This is a genomic window from Cupriavidus sp. JZ107 (genome assembly GCF_053903255.1).
The window spans coordinates 622997-643421 of record NZ_CP096480.1 but is presented as its reverse complement, the minus strand read 5'-3'; the positions used below and the strand labels follow the sequence as shown (position 1 = coordinate 643421).

The window sequence follows — 20425 nt, the reverse complement described above, 5'->3', positions numbered from 1 at the left end:
AGAAATGGAAAATCAAGCGAAATTCGACGATCCGCGACCCCGGCCCGGCAGGCCGCGCTAACCTCGCGGCCCCGGCACCGTGGCGTCGGCATCGCGATGCCGCACCATCGAATGGATCGCGATCACCAGCTCGCCGATCTGCACCGGCTTGGACAAGTGCACCTGGAAGCCGGCCATCATCGCGCGCATGCGGTCCTGCGCCTCGGCATGGCCGGACAGCGCGATCGCGCTGAGGCGACAGGCCAGCGGCACGTTGCGGTCGGTCTCGAGCCGGCGCACGCGCCGCAGCACGGTGTAGCCGTCCTCCTCGTCCAGCGCGATATCGCACAGCAGTACCTGCGGCCAGTGCTGCGGATCGGCCTGCTCGAGCAGGGCCAGCAGATCGTCGCCGCGGCCGAAGGCCTGTGCTTCGGCGCCATAGTCCTCCAGCGTGCTGGTCAGCACCTCGCGGGTAGGCTCGTCGTCGTCGAGCACCAGGATGCGCAAACCCTTCAGCGCATCGGCAGCGGGCAGCGTCGATGTGACATCCGGCGGGGCCACCGGCGGCGGCACCGGCGCTTCGCGAATCGGCCGCAGTGGCATCGCCATCCGATAGCCGTGGCCATGCGGGTCGACCGTCAGGCGGACCGCATGGTCCTCCAGCAGCCCCTCCAGCTCGCGCATATCGGGCAGCGGCGCCTGCCGGTCCGGCGCGGCCACGTACAGCGACGCCTCGCCGCCCTGCCGCTCGAGCCGCAGCTCGATGCGTCCGCCCGGGTCCATGTCGTCGATCAGCGCATGGCACAGTTCCCACACCGCCTTCTGCACGACACCAGGGTCGCCCGTCACGCGCAGTTCGGCCTCGCCCAGCACGGTAAACAGATTGACCTGCCGCTCGGCGATCAACTCACGCAAGCCGTCGACCACCGCGGCCACGATCGCCTCCAGCCGGATCGGCTGCAGCGCCAGCTTCTGCTCGGTGCGTTCCAGTTCGCGCTGCTGCTGTTGCAGCCGCCACATCTGCGCGTAGACGCCGCGCCGCGCCAGCAACGCATCGTGGGTACCTTCTTCGACCACGCGGCCATGCTCCATCACCAGGATATGGTCGGCATCGGCGATGGTCGACAGCCGGTGCGCGATGATCAGCGCGGTGCGGCCCTTGGCCACTTCGGCCAGCTCGCGCTGGATCGCCCGCTCCGAACGCGTATCGAGGGCCGAGGTGGCCTCGTCGAACACGACGATCGGCGGCTTCTTCAGCAGCGCGCGCGCAATCGCCACGCGTTGGCGCTCGCCGCCGGACAGCCGTACGCCGCGTTCGCCGACGCGAGTCTCGTAGGTGTCGGGCAGCCGGTCGATGAAGGTGTCGAGCTGCGCGGCGCGCGCGGCCTCGACGATATCGGCACGGGTCGCGCCCTCGCGGCCATAGCCGATGTTGTAGGCGATGGTGTCGTTGAACAGGATGGTGTCCTGCGGCACGATGCCGATCACCTCGCGCAGGCTCTGCTGCGTGACCAGCCGCAGGTCCTGTCCGTCGATGCTGATCTTGCCGCTGTCCGGCAAATAGAGCCGGAACAGCAGCCGCGCCAGCGTCGATTTGCCCGAGCCACTGCCGCCGACCACCGCCACGGTCTGTCCGGCGCCGATGCGGATACTGACGTCCCACAGCGTCTGCCGGCTCGGGTCATAGCTGAAGTTGACGTTCTCGAACACGATTTCGCCGCGGGACACGTGCAAGGGCCGCGCGCCCGGCGCATCGTGGTCCTCGCCCGGCGGCCCCTGCGCATCGAGCAGCGCGAACAGCCGCTCGACCTGCGTCATCGCGTCGTTCGACTCACGGAAGATGAAGCCCAGCGTATTGAGCGGCAGCACCACCTGGATGATGTAGGCGTTGATCAGCACCAGGTCGCCAACGGTCAGCGCGCCGGTGACGACGCGCTCGGTCGCCAGCAGCATGACTGCCGCCACGCCCAGCGCAATGCAGCAGCTCTGGCCGACATGCAGCGCGGACAGCGCGTACTGGTTCTCGACGCTGGCATCGACCCAGCCTTCGAGCAGCCCCGACAACCGCTTCGTCTCGAACTTCTCCCGCGCGAAGAACTTGACGGTGTCGTAGTTCAGCAAGCTGTCGACCACCTTGCTGTTGGTCTGCGCCTCGACCGCATTGACCTTGCGCTGCACCTTGGTCCGGCGCCGCGTCATCACGAAGGTGTATCCCGCATACAGCGCGAACGTGACGACGATGATCGCCGCAAAGGCGCCGCCATAGGCCGCGATCATGATGATCAGGACCGAGCCGATCTCCATCAGCGTCGGCACGATCGTGAAGACGGCGACACCGAGCAGGAAGCCGATCGCGGCCGTGCCCTTCTCCAGGTCGCGGATCACGCTGCCGGTTTCGCGGCGCGCATGAAAGCGCGCGCCCAACGCATGCAGATGCGAGAACGTGCGCTCCATGAAGGTCGCCACGGTACGCTGCGTGACCGGCGCGAACACGACGTCGCGCAGTTCGTTGAAAGCATTGCCGAGCAGGCGCAGCGCGGCATAGGCCAGCACCAGGAAGACCGGCATCGTGATCGCCGCGCCGGCCATCGCGGCGGCGCCGGTGGCTACCGGGGCGACATCGTCGACCACCAGCTTCAGCACCAGCGGCACCGCCACCGCGGCGGCCTTGGCGAGCACCAGCAACAGCACCGCCACGCCCACGCGCGCACGAAAACGCCAGATCGTTGCCCACAGCTCGGCTGCGATCCGGCGTTTGGAGGCGGGAGTGGGATGTCCGTTGGTCGTCGCCATCGTCTCTCTGGTTGGGGGCGGCGCGGAGCGGACCGCTCAGGCCGTCACGAACGGTTGTCGACCTTCGGCGCGTCCGGCGTGGTGCTGCCCGGGTCGCGCAGGTCGCCCTCGCCGACACCCGGCGGGAACTGCCCGCGGCGGATCTGGCGGAAGGTGTCGTTCGGCCCGCTGGGCTCCGGCGTGGTCGTCGCGCCGCGCACCAGTTCAGGCTCGTTGTCCTTCTCGCCCGGCTGGCGATGCGACTGCGCCGATTCCCACGCTTCGCGCGGTTGCTGTTCGGCGGGGTGCTGGCCATGGCTTTGGTCCTGGCTTTGGTGCTGGCTTTGGTCCTGGCTCTGACCCTGGCCTTGGTCCTGGAAATGACCTTGGCTCGCCCCCTGCTCCGCCCGCAGACCGGCCGGCGGCGTCTCGCCCGTGCCACCCTGCTGCCGCGGTTCGCCCGCCCTCTGGCCCTGCATCCGTGCCTCGTCGCCCTTGCTGACGCCCTCGTGCGTGGTGGTGTGCTGGCCCGGCGTCAGCAGCACGCCGAGGTCGCGCTCACCGTTCGCGCCTGCACCGGTACCCGCCTGACTACCGTGGCGATCCTCGTCCTGCCGGACCGACTGATCGATCTCGCTGCCCGGATCCTCGTTGCCGGTCGGGTTCAGTGCCCCTTCGCCCAACTGGCCGGCACGCTCGTGCGGCGCGGTCTCCTGCAGCGGCCTTGGCGTGCCAAGCGGGTCGAAGTCCGTCCAACGGCCGTTCTCCCACTGCCCCTCCGCCTGTTCAAGTTCGCGCCCGCCTTCCAGGCGGATCAGTTCGGCCGCGGTCTGCAGCCGTTCGGGTTCGACGCGCGCGGCCAGCAGCACGCCGGGCGGGCGCGCCAACTGCTCGGCGGCCTGCGGCGTGCCGATCGTGAAGATCGACACGTCCCATACCGAAAATCCGTGTCCATAAAGCCCTCGCGCCGCGCGCTCGGCGTCGGCGAAGGATTCGAAACGCCCTGCCACGATGGTCGACATGATTGGCTCCTGGGTTCGGCAACGACATTCCCGGTGTCGTGCAAGGAATGCGCCCGCGCGTGCAGTGCGGACCTGGCGCGCCCCGTCGTCACGGCGGCATCGGTTGCCCATGTCGAACTTGCAACACGCACACCGAACTACACGGCCTCATCCGATCCGCTTCCGCGCGAGCCCGGCGTGCCGCCGTCGCTGCTACCGTCGCCACGGCGCTCCTTCGATCCGAGCTCGGCCGCTACCTCTTCCTCCAGGTCGTGCCGCGCTTCCTTCTTGGCAACATGCGTCTGCAGCGCGTCGTCGAGCCCGTGGGTTTCCTCGATATCGCTCTCGCGCTCGGCCAGTTCGGACAGTTGCCGGTAGAACGCCGCCAGCTTCTTCAGGTCCTCTTCGTCCAGATCCTCGATCGACACCAGCCGGCTGCTGGCGTGGCGATGCGAAGCCAGCAATTCGTTCAGCTTCAGATGCACTGCCAGCGAATCCTTGTTCTGCGTCTGCTGAATCAGGAACACCATCACGAAGGTGATGATCGTGGTAGCGGTATTGATCACGAGCTGCCAGGTCTCCGAGTAATCGAACATCGGGCCGGTCACCGCCCACAGCAGCACCACGCCTACCGCCAGCGCAAAGGCGATCGGTGAGCCGGCGCCCCGGGTGGCATGACCGGCAAACCATTCGAAGGCATGCATCACCCTGCGTCGCCAGCCCGGCCGGTCCTCCTCCAAGGAGCCGCTGCCGGCGCCATTGGCATTGCCGTTGGCGGACTTGCCGTTGATCACTTCGCGGGCGACGCTGGCGAGGCGTTCGCGGTCGGTACTGGCTACATCGGGCATGGCAGTTCTCTAGGCGCCTCCCGGCATCGCGGCCTGCAGCAAGCAAAGCGCGCCCCGCCGGACAATCGGCAATACCTCGACATACGGCAAGTTCCATACCTGCCTCGGCAGCACGGGGCGCACGGGACACGTCAATGACACGCCAATGACGAAAGAGACTGCGCTTCGGCGCCGCCGCCACCATGCGCCGTACTTTTTACAAGTGCCGGCGGCAAACTTTTCAGGTCTAGCACGTCCTGCACGACGATCCCGCGCGTCGCTTTCGCATGCCGCCCCTCGCGCACAAGGGTACGGTTCTTGCGGTTCTCTACCCGGTCGGGCAATGGTCCGGCGCAGTGCGCGGCGCGTGCCGCCACTCGGTACGCAAGGAGGGACAGATGAGCAACGGCAGCAATCAGCGCTACCCCGGCGGCTACGGTGGCTACGGCAGCGGTCCGGGGCGGGATCAGGGGAGCGGCAGCGAATGGTGGCGTGACAAGGACGGTGACGATATGGGCGAAGAAATGCGGTTTGGCGAGTACGGCGACGAAGGCGAATCGCGCGAACAATACGGCGGCCGGGAGCAATACGGCCGCGGGCAATCGGGCCGTGGCCAATCAGGCGGTCAATATGGCGGTCAGCGCCAGGGTCAAGGCCAACAGCGCTATGGGCAGGGCCAAGGACAGGGCCAAGGACAGGGCCGGCAACGCTTTGAAAACGAACGCGAACGCTGGCGCGATGAATGGGGCGCCGGACGTGGCGGCGGCGATCGTTCGCGCAGCGGCGGCGGCGGCTCCTCGTACGAACAGCAATCGTCGCCGCGCTATCGCGGCGGCGGCCAGGGCCGCTACGACCCGACCGACATGGGCGGCGCGCGCAATCCCTACAGCAGCGGCTATGCCGGCTACGACCCCAGCGGCGGCGGCGTGGAGCGCTACGGCATGTACGGCGTGCGCGATACCGGCCGAGATGATGGACGGATGGGCCAGAGCTCCGGTGAAAGTTCGATACAGGGCTATGGCGGCCAGCAGTACGGCGGCTATGGGCGCGAGCAGGGACGAGGCGGAAGCGGCGGCGACACGTGGCGCGACCTCGAGGCGCGGGAACGTCTGCGTCGCGGCAACGAGGCCGGCTATGGCGGCGGCTACTACGGCGGCAGTTCGAGCGGCGGCCAGTCGTACAGCGGCGGACAGCGGACCTATCCGGGCGACCCCGGCTATCGCCAGAGCGGTACCTCGGGCTATGGCGGCAGTTCCGGCCAGGGCGGCCGCGGTTATGGCCTGGAGAGCTACGAATCCGGCGGCCGGGGGCGTTCGCAGTATCAGTCGGGGTATGGTTCGCAATCCGGGTCGCAATACGGATCGCAGTACGGGCAAGGGCAGCAATACGGCGGCCAGCAATCCCAGCAGTACGGCCAGCAAGGCCAGCAATACGGGCAACAGCAGCGCCGCCGTCGCGTCGGCCCGAAGGGCTATCAGCGCTCGGACGAGCGCATCCGCGAGGACCTGTGCGAGCGGCTGTCCGATGTGCCGATGGTCGATGTCAGCCAGGTCTCGGTCGAGGTCAGCGGCGGCGCCGTGACCCTGACCGGCACGGTGCGCGAGCGGCACGAGAAGTTCGTCATCGAGGATATCGCCGATGAGATCTTCGGCGTCCAGGAAGTCCACAACCAGATCCGCGTGACCCGTGACAACATGGGCAGCGCGGGCGCCGGCTCGGAGGCCGGCGGCGACTATCGCAGCAGTGGCGGCGGCATGTCTGGCACCCTTGGCTCATCGGGGACATCGGGCTCATCGGGGTCCACCTCGGCCACCTCCACCGGCTCGCCGCTGTCTTCTGGCACGATGGGCACGTCCGGCACCACGGGCAGCACGGGAACGATGGGAACATCCGGCACGTCGGGCACGTCGGGCACGACGGGGACGACGGGGACGACGGGGACGACGGGCGCATCCGGTTCGTCGGTCTCCTCGGCCTCTGGCAGCACGCCCGATATCGGCGACGGGCTCGGTTCGACGGGCAAGGGAACCAACCGCTGATCCCGCTGGAACGGCGCACGTGGGCACCAAGACCCTGGCCAAAGGCAGCAAGCTCCGCGCCCCGATCGCGGAGCTGCGGCCGACCCAGATCACGGTCGGCGCGCTGCATGTCAAGCGCAAGATGCAGACGACGCGCCGCCAGCCCGAGGACCGGCTCGAGGCCTTCTTCGACAAGCACCGCATTCACGTGGTGGTGGGACCGCAGCACGTGCTGTGGGTCGTGGACCATCACCACTGGGTGCGGGCGTGGCACGAGCTCGGCTTCGAGATCATCCCGGTGTTCGTGCGCAAGGACCTGAGCGACCGCTCCGAGGACGAGTTCTGGGAGTACATGCTGCGCCGCCATCAGGTCCACCCCTACGACGAGCACGGCCGGCGCCAGCCGCTGTCGGCCCTGCCGCGCTCGGTCGCCGGCATGCGCGACGATCCGTATCGCAGCCTCGAGGCGTTCGCCCGCATCGCGGGCGGCTACCGCAAGGTCAAGCAGGCGTATCCGGACTTCAAATGGGCGGACTTCTTCCGCCGCGAGATTCGCGGGCCGATGGACAACCCGGAGTGCTTTGCCTACGCGCTGGCGCTGGCCGTCAAGGCGGCCAGGAGTCCGAAGGCGCGAGGACTGCCTGGCTATATCGGCAAATAAGTCGGGAAGGTCTTGCCGCGCCCGTGTTTTTGTCGCCCCCGCGAAGGCGGGGGCCCAGCGGCTTTTGCAGCCCCAATCAAGTCACTGGGTCCCCGCCTGCGCGGGGACGACGGGGATGTCTTTTGTCGCCCGCGTGTCTTTGTCGCCCCCGTGTCTTTGTCGCCCCCGTGTCTTTGTCGCCCCCCGTGTCTTTGTCGCCCCCGCGAAGGCGGGGGCCCAGCGGCTTTTGCGGCCGCAATCAAGTCACTGGGTCCCCGCGTTCGCGGGGACGACGGTGGATCGTGTTACCGCGCTGCCGGCGCGCCGGCGCCGCCAATCACGGCCGCGACGTTCAGCGCCTGCTGCTCGTTGGCCATCGGCACGAACAGCACGCCATTGGTGATGGGCCGGCCGATGCGCGGCGTTGCCACCAGATTGCCGCCAACGGTCAGCACCAGGTTCTTGCCGGAGAACCGCTGCGTCAACGCAGCGAGCTTCTGCGCGCCGGGCTGCGTGAAGTTGAAGCGCACGTACGACTTGCCGTCCTTCGCCTTGACGGGCACGACCGTGCTCAGGTCACCGCGCGCGAGAACCGGTTGCGGCGCGACCCACAACGTGGCATTGGCCATGCGCAGTTCGTTGAGGTTGGGGGCGCGTTCCGGCTGCGCCAGGCGGAATTCGACGGCCGGCTGCTGTGCTGCCTGTTGAGGAACAGCCGCGCGCGGCGCTTGCGCGGGTGCAGGAGCAGGAGCCGCAGCGGCGGGCGCCATCGGCGCGGGCTGCTGACCCTGCTGGGCGGGCATCTGTTGGCAGGCGCCGAGGGCGAACACGGCAAGAACGGAAGCGGCAACCGATGCGGCGCGATACATGGCAACTCCAAAAAACAAGGGCCGTTACCGGCCCGATCAAGATGTCTGTGGTCTGCTCGAAAAAGCAGACCGGGCAATGCTACCTCAAGTCACTGGGTCCCCGCCTTCGCGGGGACGACAGCTATGTCTCGTCGCCCCCGCGAAAGCGGGGGCCCAGCGACTTCCAACGAACCTCAGGCTTTCGCCTTCGCGATCAACGCCTTCGCCGCCTCCTCGCACTCCTTCTCGCGCCACAGGAATTCCTGCGCGCGCGTGTCGCGGTCGAACAGCACCTTGTACTGGCAGGCCTTGTCGCCGGACGGCGTCTGCAGATGGAACAGGTAGTCCCATTCGCGCACGAAGAAGAAGCCCTCGAGGAAGTGCGGGCGGCCCAGCAGGTGGTACAGCTGGTCCTTCGTCATGCCGGCCTTGACCAGCGCGAGGCTGTTCGGGTCCGGATGGATGCCCTCGAGCAGCGTCATGTTCTCGACATCCATCTTCGGCCAGACCGGCGCAGCGGTGTGGCCTTTGTCGTCGATCTTGCTCAGGTTGCCGCAGCCGGCCAGCAGCGCTGCCGCCAGCAAGGCGGCGCAGGGTGCGGCATGGCGTTTCATCGAATCAAACATGGTTTCGAACTCCTTGTCCCGGCATGGCGTCATCGCGCCGGCGGGACGTTGATGATCGGGTAGTGGTCGGACGTGCGCCAGCTGGGGGACTGGCGCACGCCCGTGCTACACGGACAATCCCGTGCGGCTTACCACTGATAGCCGACGCCCACCGCGCCACCGTAGTCGCCACGCGACGAAGCGGCACCAGACGCCTTGTAGACCCACGAGCCGTTGTCCGACACGCGCGACAGGCCCAGCGCGTAGCCGGTTTCGCCGTTGAACGTGGCAGCACCGATGGCCAGCATGCTCTTGTTCGGCAGGTAGGCCTGCGGCAGACCCGCCATCGCCATCGCCGACGCGATACCCGCGTTCGACCGGTTCTCGACCGCGCGGATACGGCTGTCCATGCCCGCGAACTTCTGGTCGATGCCCTGGCTGATGCGGTTCAGCTGGTTGACGTTGACCGCATCGGTCGGCGCCGTGCCTTCGGCCACGCCGGTGATGCGGCGATCGCCATCCTTGCCCGCCATGCTGACCGTGGTGCCGCCGGTGTCGCCGCCGACCGAGATCGGACCGTTATTCGTCTCCTGCTTGACGATACCGATCTTGCCCTCGACCAGGTTGTTCACCGTGGTGTTGGTCTGGTGCAGCTGCGAACCGTTGACGGCATCGGTCGAGTTCTCGCTGATATTGCCCGCGGCGACGTTGGTGATCTTCGTCCCGTTGGTGCCGCCGAGCGTGATCTGCGAGCGATCCGAGTTGTCGTACTGGATCGAATTCGACGCCTGACCTGCCGCCTCGCCGATCGCATCCGCCACGTTCGCGTAGGTCTTGCCGTTGACCGTGAAGCCGCCGCCGATGTTGCCGGTGGAAGGATCGTAGGTCGTACCGCCGCCCAGGTGGTTCGCCAGGCTGCTGCCCTGGTTCTTGACGATGGTGTCCTGCGCGCCCAGCGCGTCGCCCACGTTGTTGTAGGTGCCGCCACCGACCGAGTAGCTCGGTGCGGTATAGGAACCGGTGGTCGAGTCGTACGAGGCGCCGCCGCCCAGCGAGCTGGCCGTGTTCTGCGCGACCTGGTTCAGCTGGCTGACGTTGACCGCATCGGTCGGGGCCGAGCCGGCGGCCACGTTGGTGATCTGGCGTTCGGCGCCTGCATTGCCGACCGACACTTCACCGACCGAGTTCTGGCTGCCGACGCCGTAGCCGATGTAGCCGGTACGCGCGCCCACCGTCGTCACCGAGCCTGCGCCCAGCGCCACGCTGTTGGCGAACACCGCCTGCGAACCCGCGCCCAGCGCCAGGGACTGGATCCCCTGCGACTGCGCGTTGGTACCCAGCGCGACGCCATCGGCCTGCGACACCAGCGAGTTCTGGCCGATCGCGGTACCGCCAGGCGCGGTCTGCGCGACCTGGGCGTTGCGGCCCATGCCGATGCCGTTGTCGCCGTTGACGATCGTCTCCGGACCCACCGCGATCGAGTCGACACCCACGGCCAGCGAATCGGCCAGCGTCGAGTTGGCGTGGAAGTACTTGGTACCGGTGGCCGTTACCGAGCCGATCGCGCCTTGGAGCTGGCGGATCGTCACGGCGTCATGCGCGCTGGTACCGTCGGCCACGTTGGTGATCTGGCGCAGCGTGTTGGTCGCGGCATTGCCGACCGACACCGCACCGGCCAGGTTCACGTCGGTAGTGTTGTACGGCACGATCGCGGTACCGGCCGTGATGGTGCCGCTGACCGGAGCCAGCGCACGATCCGACACCGAACCCGAACCCAGCGCCACGCCGCCGTCGACACTCGAGACCGCGCCGTTACCCATCGCGATGCTGTTCGTGTTGTTGGCGACCGCCTGCGGACCGACGGCGATGCTGTCGGTGCCGAGCGCCTGGCTGTCGGCCAGCGTCGAATTGGCGTGGAAGTACTTGATGCCAGCGCCGTTGTTGATATCGCCGATGATGGTGTTCAGGTTGGCGATATTGGTCGTGTTGGTGGCGATATCGGCGGTGTTCAGGTCCACCTGCTGGTTGGTCGCGTACAGCTGCGAGCCGTTCACCGCGTCGGTCGACGTATCGCTCAGGCGACCCGCCGCGACATTGGTGATGGTCCGCTCCGCGCCCGCCGCGCCCACGCTGACCGTCGAGGTCGGCGTGGCACCGGCGAAGGTGTAAGCGTTGCCACCGATGGTAGCGCCTGACGTACCCACGGCTGCAGCCGTCACCGAACCTGCGCCCAACGCGATGTCTCCGGCGTTGTTGGCGACGGCGTTCGGACCGATCGCGACCGAGTTCGCGCCAAGCGCCTGGCTGTCCGGCAACGTCGAATTGGCGTGGAAGTACTTGATGCCGCCGCCGTTGTTGATGTTGTCGATCGTGTTGTTCAGGTTGGTGATATCGGCGGTGTTCAGGTCCACCTGCTGGTTGGTCGCGTACAGCTGCGAGCCATTCACCGCGTCGGTCGACGTATCGCTCAAGCGGCCGGCGGCGACGTTGGTGATGGTCCGCTCCGCGCCGACCGCGCCCACGCTGACCGTCGAAGTCGGCGTGGCACCCGCGAAGGTGTACGCGTTGCCACCGATCGTCGCACCCGGCGTGCCGACCGCTGCTGCCGTCACCGAGCCCGAACCGAGCGCGATGTCACCAGCATTGTTGGCCACCGCGTTCGGACCGATCGCGACCGAGTCCGTGCCGATGGCCTGGCTGTCCGGCAGCGTCGAGTTGGCGTGGAAGTACTTGATGCCACCACCGTTGTTGATATCGCCAATCACGTTGTTCAGATTGGTGATATCGGTGGTGTTCTGGTTCACCTTCGAGTTTGTCGCGAACAGCTGCGAACCGTTCACCGCGTCGGTCGACGTGTCGCTGAGGCGGCCGGCCGCGACGTTGGTGATGGTCCGCTCCGCGCCCGGCGCGCCCACGCTGACCGTCGAGGTCGGCGTGGCACCCGCGAAGGTGTAGGCCGTTCCACCGATCGTCTCACCCGGCGTGCCCACTGCGGCGGCCGTCACCGAGCCGGCGCCCAGTGCGATGTCGCCCGCGTTGTTGGCCACCGCGTTCGGACCGATCGCGACCGAGTCGGTGCCGATCGCCTGGCTGTCCGGCAGCGTCGAGTTGGCGTGGAAGTACTTGATGCCGCCACCGTTATTGATATTGGAGATAGCGGTGGTGTTCTGCGTCACCTGGGTGTTGGTCGCGTACAGCTGCGAGCCATTCACCGCGTCGGTCGACGTATCGCTGAGGCGACCGGCGGCGACGTTGGTGATCGTGCGCTCCGCGCCCGGGGCGCCCACGCTGACGGTCGACGTCGGCGCAGTGCCGGCGAAGGTGTACGTGTTGCCACCGATCACGGCGTCCGGCGTACCTACGGCCGCAGCCGTCACCGAACCCGAGCCCAGCGCGACATCGCCGGCGTTGTTGGCGACTGCGGCGTTACCCAGCGCTACGGTCGATGCCGACAAGGCCTGCGACCCATCGCCGAACGCAGCGCTGCTTGCGCCCGTTGCGTCGGAGTTCGCGCCAATCGCTGCGGCACCGATGCCCGAGGCATTCGCCATATAACCAATGGCGCTTGCCTGGTCTGCACTCGCAATTGCCGAGCGACCCACTGCCGTCGAACCGAGCGAGCCCGTCGCATTCGCGCTCAAACCGATCGCGACAGCGGCATTGCCGCTCGTATTCGACGAGTTGCCGATCGACACCGAGTTGATGTTCGACGCCCTCGCGTTGTAACCGATGGCAAGCGAAGCTTCCCCAGTGACGCTCGAATTCAAGCCCACGGCGATGGTGTTCACCGCGGCTGCCGTCGCGTTATGGCCGATCGCCGTCCCGTCCGCAGCGCTGGCGATAGCGCCAACGCCAGCAGCGAGAGAGTTCGTGCCGGTTGCACCGTTGTTGTTGTAGTTGCCCCCAATGGTGCCGCCATCGTTGACGCTGTAGTAGTGCGTTGCTGCGCCTGCGATGGCCGACTGGATGGCCTGATTGCTGGCGTACAGCTGCGAACCGTTGATGGCGTCGGTCGACGACTGGGTAATCCGGCCAGCCGCAACATTGGTGATGGTCCGTTCGGCGCCAGGAGCACCGACGCTGACCGTGCTGGACGGAGAACCGCCGGCAAAGTTGTACGTCGTTCCGGCAATGGTGCCGGTCGGCGTGCCGACCGCGGCTGCCGTCACGGAACCCGAGCCGAGTGCGACAGCACGGGCATTATTGGCCGTTGCCCCATCACCAAAGGCCAGCGCGCCAGCCGCACCAGCACGCGAGGCATTACCCAGCGCGACGGAGCCTTGGCCAATCGCGGTATTGGCATTACCGATCGCCACCGCGCCATTGGCCGCGTTGGCCGCCGTTGCGGTTGCCGTGCCGTCCGCATTGGCGATGTTGTTGGCACCGCCAACGAACGCGCCGGTACCGCTGGCGTAGCTGGGATCGCCGATCGCGACCGCGCCATCGCCGTAGGCCACGTTGTTCGCGCCAATGGAGACCGCCTTGCCGCCGGTCGCGCGAGCGTTGGTGCCCATGGCCACGGCGTCTTCGGCATCGGCTACCGCACCGGTACCGACCGCGACGGTATTGATCGCGCTTGCTGCGGAGCTGCTACCCATCGCGATGGCGCCATCCGCCGACGCGTTGGACAGCACACCGGCTGCAACCGCCCCCGTACCCGTCGCCCTACTCGAGCGGCCTAACGCCGTCGAGTTGGTACCTGTAGCAACACTGACACCGCCGATCGCCGTACCGCCCAAGTCCGCCTGGCTGTCCGGGCCCATTGCGACGCTTTGGAACTGATGAGCTTGCGCGCCACGGCCGATCGCAACGGTGCTGTTGCCGTCAGACACCGTGTCCAGGCCCATCGCGATCGTCGCGTAGTTCGACGCGTTGGCGTTCTGGCCAATGGCCATGGTGGTGTTGCCTGCGGCGCTGCTGGCGCTGCCCAGTGCGAGGGCATTGTTGCCTACCGCCGAGGCGTTGTAGCCGAATGCCGAAGACTCCGGACCGGTAACGGTCGCGTTTTGACCGACGGCGAGCGTCTGCACGTTGCTGGCAACCGCGCCGGAGCCGATTGCCATTGCACCCGCATTGCTTGCCGCCGCATTGGCGCCCATGGCGATGCCGCCGGGGGAATTCGCCACCTTCGCAGCAAAACCAACCGCGATACCGTTGGTCGAGGCCGCATCCACGGCAACGCCCATGTTGGCCCCGATGCCAATGCCGCCATCTCCTGCGACATCAACCTGGTTACCCACGGCAGTGGCATTCACTCCAGCGCCGATCGCCCCATAGCCAAGCGCGGTACTCTCCAGGCCACTGGCACTGGCGAGGAAGCCAACGCTGGTACCTTGAATGCCGGTCGCAGAGGCACCGTAGCCGGCGGCCAGCGCGTAACGACCGGTAGCGCCGTCGTTGTTGTAGTTGGCGCCGTCGGTGCCGTTGTTGTTGACGCTGTAGTAGTGAGAGGCCGAACCCGTTACCGCCGATTGCAGCGACTGCTGCACCGCATACAGCTGCGAACCGTTGACCGCGTCGGTCGAGGACTGCAGGATGCGGCCTGCCGCGACGTTCTGGATCTGGCGTTCTGCACCCGCCGCACCGACGGAAACGACGCTCGCCGGATTAGCACCCGCGAAGTTGTACGTCGTGCCGCGAATGACGGTGCTGGCGGTCGGCACAGGAGCCGCGACCGTCGAGGCATTGCCCAGCACGACCGAACCGTCGCGGCCGGTCGGGATCGTCACGCCATTGCCCACCACAAACGCATTGTTCGCGTTGATGGTGTTGTTGTTACCCAGCGAGTAGGAACCCGTACCGGTAATGGTGCTCGGGTCGCCAAAGGCACCAGAATTCGCGCCGCTGACGACGTTGCCCGTACCGATGCTGATGCTGTTCGCGCCGGTCGCCTGCGCACCCGTACCCATCGCGATCGCGTTGAGGCCGTTCGCTTTCGCATTGAGGCCGATCGACGTCGTCGCGTTGGCGCTGACGCCGATACCGGCGTTCGTACCGATCGCGACGTTGTCGTTGCCCGACACCAGGTTACCCGCGGAAGCGTCCAGCGTGGCGTCGTAGTCGACGGTGCCGTCGCCCGTGCCCATTGCCACGTTGCGCGCACCGGTGACGCCCGAACCTGCGCCTCGCATGGCGCTGGGACCGCCGCCGCCAATGGCCGTATTCTGCGCGCCGCTCACCAGCGTGCCGGCTGCGACACCCATCGCGACCGAGCTGGTATTGGCAGTGGTTGAGCCTGCGCCGGCGCCTTGGCCTACGGCGACCGTACTCCCGCCCACTGCCAGCGCTTGCGCGCCGAGCGCAAGCGAACTGTTGCCTAGCGCTCTGGCACCATTGCCTACCGCGGTCGCAGCGGCGCTCGATGCCTCCGAAACGCGGCCCACAGCGGTAGCGGTATCCGCCGTCGCCTGGCTGCTCGTGCCGATTGCCAGTGCGCCGGCCCCGGTCGCTTGCGAGCTGAAACCAAACGCAGATGATGTCAACCCGCTGGCGGTGGAATACGCGCCGATGGCGGTCGCGTTATCCGCGGTTGCATTGGCCACACGACCAAACGCGGTGGTCTGATAGCCAGTCGCCCGCGAGTTGATACCGACCACCACGGCGGACTCGCCAGTTGCCTGGCTTAGCGCGCCCATGGAAATCGCCGACACGCCATTGGCCGTTGTCATCGTGCCGATTGCGATGGCGTTTTGCTGCGTGCTTGCGGCACGATCACCGATTGCGATCGTCGACAGACTGTTCGCGGCAACGGTGCGCCCCATCGCGACGGAGTTCATACCTGCCGCCGTCGCATCGGAGCCGACCGCCGTGCCGTAGTTGGCGGTGGCTCTTGTGCCAGCGCCTGCTGCCAGCGAGCCCGCGGCGGTCGCACCATCGTTGTTGTAGTTGACGCCCTGTACGCCGTTGTCATTGACGCTCCAGTAATGCGGCGTCGCGCCCGTGATGCTGGTGGCCAGCGTATTGAGCGCCTGGTTCGTGGCGTACAGTTGCGAGCCGTTGATAGCGTCGGTCGAGTCGTTCGCGATCCGTCCGGCAGCAACGTTCTGGATCTGACGCTCTGCACCCGAAGCACCGACCGAGACAACGCTCGTCGGCGTGGCACCCGCGAAGGTGTACGTGGTGCCGCGGATAACAGTGCTACCCGTCTGAACAGGCGCTGCAGTGACCGAACCCGAGCCGAGCGCAACATCACCAGCGTTGTTGGCGATAGCGGTATCACCGAAGGCGAGCGAGCCCGCGGCACGCGCCTGGCTGGTGTTACCGATTGCCACACTGCCCTGGCCGACCACGGTGTTCTGATAGCCGATACCAACCGCGCCCTGTGCGGCGGTGCCCGGCGTGCTGACGCCTTGCCCGCCGCCGCCCACCATATTGGTGTTACCCATCGCGACCGAGCCATTGCCGGTCGCGGTGTTGTCCATACCTTGTGCGACCGCGCCGTCGCCGGTGGCGGTGTTCGGGTCGCCGATGGCGACCGCGCCGTTGCCGCTGGCGGTATTGCCCGAGCCGATGGATACGGCCTTGCCGCCGGTTGCCTGTGATCCATTACCGATAGCAACAGCATCCGCAGAGTCGGCGATTGCACCGGTACCCATTGCGATTGCATCCAGCGCGGAGGCCTGCGCTCCAGAACCGATCGCCGTGGCGCGGTCTGCATTGGCCTGGGCGCCGTTGCCTACGGCCGTAGCGGCTACGTTCACTGCTCGTGCACTGCGTCCCACCGCGGCAGCGCTATCTGCAGTGGCTTGAGCATCAAAGCCCAGCGCTGTACCTGCCATGCCAGTTGCCACTGAGCCGACACCGACTGCCGACGAGCCTTGGCCCTCAGCACGGGCCCCCACACCAAGCGCCGATGCATTGGTGTTGCTGGCAACAGAATTCGCTCCGATCGCCACCGCTCCGGTGCTTCCGGAAGTGGCAGCCATATAACCAAGCGCAATACTTTGGCCCGCGCCTGCGCTGGCGCTCACGCCAATGGCCAGCGAGTTGACGGCGGCGGCGCTGGAAAGCCCACCGAATGCGATGGCACTATCGGCCGAGGATGCGCTGTTGGTCCCGATCGCGATGGACTGATTGCCGCTCGCATTGGCATTGACCATCAATCCCAGCGAGTTGGTTCCGGCTGCAGTGGACTGAAAACCGATGGCAACGCCGTTCGTGCCGGTTGCCTGGGCCAGGTTCCCCAGAGCTGTAGTACCGGAGAGGGTCGCTTGCGCGCCCATACCAATTGCGGTTCCGCCCGTCTGCGCAGCAACGGCCCCTTGGCCGACGACCGTGGAGTTGTTGCCCGTCGCTTGCGCTCCATTGCCGACCGCGACCGAGTTCCCCCCAGTCGCCTGGCTCAGACTGCCAAGCGCCGTGGCGCCGACGGTGGTCGCGCTCGAGTCGACACCGATCGCGAGAGCGTTGTTCGCTGTCACCGACGCACGGTTACCCAACGCAATGGCGTTGACGGTTCCCATGGCCGTCGTCGCTTCCGTGCCGATGGCAATGGTGTCGTGCCCGTAAGCTGCGGCGCGCGCACCCAGTGCGACTTGCCGGTTTCCGGTATTGGTACCGGTAGTAGCGCCATTACCGATGGCAATGCCGCCATTGGCGGCTGCGGTTGCTGCATCGGTGTCGTTCGCTGAATCCGCAAATGCACCAGCACCAATAGCGATCGAGCCCGCCCATGCGCGGGCCGGATTGAAACCGGCAACGTTGGACGACACCGCGATGGCTCCGCCGACGCCAGTGTTCACGCCGCTGTCCCCGCCTTGCGGGCCAGCCAGCGCCTGGGACACACCGCCCAGCAGCATCGCCCCAACGGCCAGAGCCACCGCGCTCTTGTTGGGCTTGCCGCGCGCCTTGGTCAGCTCCGAGGCTGCAACCCACGCGCCAAGAGACTCGTTCCAGATCGTGCGATAGGACTTGTTCATGCCGAAGCCCTCCGCCCGACTGCGTTATTGCCAAGGCTGGGCCAAGCACAGGCCAGCCATACCGTAGTGGTTTGATGCATGGCGACTACCCCCAGAAAGTTCGCCAAACTGACATGGGCCATTTGCGAAGACAAAAAGCCCCCCTTCCCCGGCGCCAGCCGGGTTTCGATCCCCAAATCGAATAAGAAAAGACGCCCGGCCTGAACCGGCCGGTGCGTTAGAGAAGCGGTGCGCCCGCTACGTGGATCGCTTCATCGGCGGTCCATGGCGTTTGCTACCGTTACGACGACACAGCTGTTGCCGCTGGGAACCAGCAGCGCTTGCCCCTGGTTGCCGCCGAGGTTGTACAGCGGCGTGCCAGAAAGCGTGGTTGCCAAGGAGCTGCCTTGCGGCAGCTGCTTGACGACATCGGGGCACGATTGCGGGAACGGTGCGACGCGCACCAGTCCGCCTTCGCAACCGGTCCTGGTCGGCGACGTGAAGATGACGCCGGCCGATTGGCCCTTGTAGTTCGGCGTGTCATAGCGCATGCCGACGACGGCCTGCGCGGCGTGATCGTTCGGTGCGTCCTTTTGCGTCGACGCATTGGACGCGTAGGTGGTGCCGCGGGTCAGGCTGTCGCCCAGCGTGGCAAACAAATTCGCGCAGGACTTGATGCCCAGGTCGGCTGCCTGCTTCTGGAACGTTGCGGCGGCACCCTGCGGCGCGTTCGCCGGCGCGGATTGGGCGGCGGCGTTGGACGCGTAAGCGCCAAGGCCGAGCGACGCGGCGACCGCCAGGGCGGCGATAGGCGCACGGACGCAGCTGTGGCCAGCGCCAATGACGTTCTTCAGGGTCGTGTCACAGCCCTGGGACAGGGCTGCGGTGCTTGGCTCGAACATCGCGATTTCTCCATACCAAATTGCCAGGTTCCGTCCCGATTCCGCCGCTGCAGCCCCGTCCGAGTTCCGGTCCGCTACGGGCGGAATTCGGTGGTGGCCTTGTTGTTCTGGTGGCGCAAGCCGTTGTCAAACCGGAACCAATGCACTTCAAATGTATTATTTGTCTTAAAGTAAATACATCGAAGGACTCGTTGCCGATGATAGCGACGGACCGTGAACCCGATTTAAAACGAATGTGAACTGTGGAAAATTTGTCGCACGAATCAAACGGTCGTGCCGAGGCCGCGATCAGGGCAAGGCGCCGGTGGCGGAGCGCAGCAGGAATCGGCGAACGTCGACCGCGATCGCAACGGGACGAAAGGCTCGTCCTCGCGGTCCGATGGACTGCAAAGTGATATGGGCGCAACTTGGCAACATACCCTCGCCGCGACGCGAACGCATGCTGGTCGGGAGCGGGCGTCTGGGTTGACGGCACCGCACCCTATTCGGCTCGTGCATAGCTACTACTCCTACCCGATTCGCCGGTTGTCCCGGTCTAACCGCCCCTTCTTGCTCTACCCGTAGCAGGAAGCATCCCGAAAACCGCACGGGTGCTGCCTTGCCTCGTTCCGACCGCGCGAGCCGAGCGCGTACCGGGAACGATGTCTATTTGTAATTGATGTATCAATGATGTTACATCGACGCACACGGGATCATAGCGACGAATGTTGAACACTGCCTTGAGAAATTTTTACATCAGGTTTAAGTAAATATCTGTTTACAACGTTCCCCATTTCGGTGCAGCCCAAGCCGCTCAAGGTTTGAAGCGCCCAAGCCGTTAATGGTGCGTACCACGAGCGGCCTGGAGCCCTTCCCGGCTTCCACCTCGTGTGACATCGACAAGACACAGCGCCACCGCTCGTGCGGGCGTCGCGAGGAGCAAGAGGAAGTCATGAGCGGCTTGATGAAGGAAATCGACGAGCGGACCAACCTGACCAACAATAACCAGTTCGAATTGTTGTTGTTTCGGTTGGGAAATGCGGAGCGGTCCGGCCAGAACGAGATTTTCGGGATCAATGTATTCAAAGTTCGCGAAATTCTGGTAATGCCGAAAATCACCACCGTCGTCGGCGGCGCCCCGGCGATGCTGGGCATGGCAGACATCCGCGGCCAGGTAATTCCGGTGATCGATCTGGCCAAGATCGTTGGCTGCACGCCACAGGGCGGCAGCTGCGGCATCTTGCTGGTGACCGAGTACGCGCGCTCGACCCAGGGCTTCGCCGTCGAGGGCGTCGAAGAGATCGTGCGGCTGGAGTGGAATGAGGTGGTGTCGGCCGAAGCCAGCACCAAGGGCGGACTGGTGACCAGCATCGCTAAGCTCAATGCCGACACCCCCGATGCTCGGCTGGTGCAGGTGCTCGACGTCGAGCAGATCCTGCGCGACGTGCTGCCGACCAGCCAGCCCGATGTCGATCCGTCGACCGTGGGGCCGAAGCTGGCGCTGCGTCCGGGCACGAAGATCCTCGCGGCCGACGATTCCGCCCTCGCCCGCAGCCTGATCGAGCAAGGTCTCGACGCGATGGGCGTGTCCGTGGTGATGACCAAGACCGGCCAGGAAGCGTGGGACGAACTCAATGACATCGCGGCCCATGCGGCAAAAGCCGGACGCACGGTGCGCGACGAGATTGCCTGCGTGCTGACCGATCTGGAGATGCCGGAGATGGATGGCTTTACGCTGACCCGCAAGATCAAGGCGGACAAGCGCTTCCAGGGCATTCCGGTGGTCATCCACTCGTCGCTGTCGGGCAATGCCAGCGAGGATCATGTGCGCAAGGTCGGTGCGGATGCCTATGTGTCGAAGTTCCTGGCGAAGGACCTGGCGGAGACGATTCGGGGCGTGCTGCATATTTGACGTGCCGGCCCTGGGAGCGGCGCGTTTTCAGGCGTTTCTCGCATA

The 20425-nt window shown here is 66.2% G+C and carries 10 protein-coding genes; 3 read left to right on the top strand and 7 right to left on the bottom strand.

The genetic code is table 11. The annotated features are described in order from the left end of the window. Window positions 1–57: 57 nt before the first annotated feature. The 3 genes from M1D55_RS02680 to M1D55_RS02670 form a co-directional block, all read right to left on the bottom strand. The gene (locus M1D55_RS02680) at window positions 58–2772 is read right to left on the bottom strand and encodes an ABC transporter transmembrane domain-containing protein (protein WP_456281036.1); all 2715 of its coding nucleotides are present in this window, start codon (window positions 2770–2772) and stop codon (window positions 58–60) included. 44 nt (window positions 2773–2816) lie between these two features. Continuing rightward, window positions 2817–3773: a hypothetical protein gene (locus M1D55_RS02675; protein WP_456281035.1), complete on the bottom strand. Its 957-nt coding sequence runs from the start codon at window positions 3771–3773 to the stop codon at window positions 2817–2819. A 137-nt stretch (window positions 3774–3910) separates the two neighbouring features. Beyond that, on the bottom strand, window positions 3911–4456 hold the full coding sequence (locus tag M1D55_RS02670) for a low affinity iron permease family protein (RefSeq protein WP_456281363.1): 546 nt from the start codon (window positions 4454–4456) through the stop codon (window positions 3911–3913). Window positions 4457–4866: 410 nt separating this feature from the next. On the opposite strand from M1D55_RS02670, the gene M1D55_RS02665 reads away from it, so the two are divergent. Further along, window positions 4867–6618, top strand: coding sequence for a BON domain-containing protein (locus tag M1D55_RS02665; RefSeq protein ID WP_456281034.1), 1752 nt, complete (start codon window positions 4867–4869; stop codon window positions 6616–6618). Between the two features lie 19 nt (window positions 6619–6637). After that, a complete protein-coding gene (locus M1D55_RS02660; RefSeq protein WP_064573976.1) occupies window positions 6638–7258 on the top strand; it encodes a ParB-like protein in 621 nt (206 codons plus the stop codon). A 284-nt stretch (window positions 7259–7542) separates the two neighbouring features. On the opposite strand, the gene M1D55_RS02655 is transcribed toward M1D55_RS02660, so the two are convergent. The 4 genes from M1D55_RS02655 to M1D55_RS02640 form a co-directional block, all read right to left on the bottom strand. Further along, the gene (locus M1D55_RS02655; RefSeq protein ID WP_456281033.1) at window positions 7543–8106 is read right to left on the bottom strand and encodes a SecDF P1 head subdomain-containing protein; all 564 of its coding nucleotides are present in this window, start codon (window positions 8104–8106) and stop codon (window positions 7543–7545) included. 173 nt (window positions 8107–8279) lie between these two features. Beyond that, window positions 8280–8711, bottom strand: a complete 432-nt coding sequence (locus tag M1D55_RS02650; RefSeq protein WP_006575714.1) for an outer membrane protein assembly factor BamE — start codon at window positions 8709–8711, stop codon at window positions 8280–8282. Between the two features lie 128 nt (window positions 8712–8839). Further along, a complete protein-coding gene (locus M1D55_RS02645) occupies window positions 8840–17608 on the bottom strand; it encodes an ESPR-type extended signal peptide-containing protein (RefSeq protein ID WP_456281032.1) in 8769 nt (2922 codons plus the stop codon). Window positions 17609–17859: 251 nt separating this feature from the next. Beyond that, window positions 17860–18489 (bottom strand): hypothetical protein, encoded by a 630-nt coding sequence (locus M1D55_RS02640; protein ID WP_456281031.1) that lies wholly within the window; start codon window positions 18487–18489, stop codon window positions 17860–17862. Window positions 18490–19420: 931 nt separating this feature from the next. On the opposite strand from M1D55_RS02640, the gene M1D55_RS02635 reads away from it, so the two are divergent. Further along, window positions 19421–20380, top strand: a complete 960-nt coding sequence (locus tag M1D55_RS02635; protein WP_456281030.1) for a chemotaxis protein — start codon at window positions 19421–19423, stop codon at window positions 20378–20380. Window positions 20381–20425: the final 45 nt, after the last annotated feature.

Excerpts from the sequence above, each read along its gene's own strand:
- M1D55_RS02635 (WP_456281030.1), top strand. The coding sequence starts at position 19,421 with ATGAGCGGCTTGATGAAGGAAATCGACGAGCGGACCAACCTGACCAAC.
- M1D55_RS02645 (WP_456281032.1), bottom strand. The coding sequence starts at position 17,608 with ATGAACAAGTCCTATCGCACGATCTGGAACGAGTCTCTTGGCGCGTGG.
- M1D55_RS02665 (WP_456281034.1), top strand. The coding sequence starts at position 4,867 with ATGCCGCCCCTCGCGCACAAGGGTACGGTTCTTGCGGTTCTCTACCCG.
- M1D55_RS02640 (WP_456281031.1), bottom strand. The coding sequence starts at position 18,489 with ATGTTCGAGCCAAGCACCGCAGCCCTGTCCCAGGGCTGTGACACGACC.
- M1D55_RS02675 (WP_456281035.1), bottom strand. The coding sequence starts at position 3,773 with ATGTCGACCATCGTGGCAGGGCGTTTCGAATCCTTCGCCGACGCCGAG.
- M1D55_RS02670 (WP_456281363.1), bottom strand. The coding sequence starts at position 4,456 with ATGCATGCCTTCGAATGGTTTGCCGGTCATGCCACCCGGGGCGCCGGC.
- M1D55_RS02680 (WP_456281036.1), bottom strand. The coding sequence starts at position 2,772 with ATGGCGACGACCAACGGACATCCCACTCCCGCCTCCAAACGCCGGATC.
- M1D55_RS02650 (WP_006575714.1), bottom strand. The coding sequence starts at position 8,711 with ATGTTTGATTCGATGAAACGCCATGCCGCACCCTGCGCCGCCTTGCTG.
- M1D55_RS02655 (WP_456281033.1), bottom strand. The coding sequence starts at position 8,106 with ATGTATCGCGCCGCATCGGTTGCCGCTTCCGTTCTTGCCGTGTTCGCC.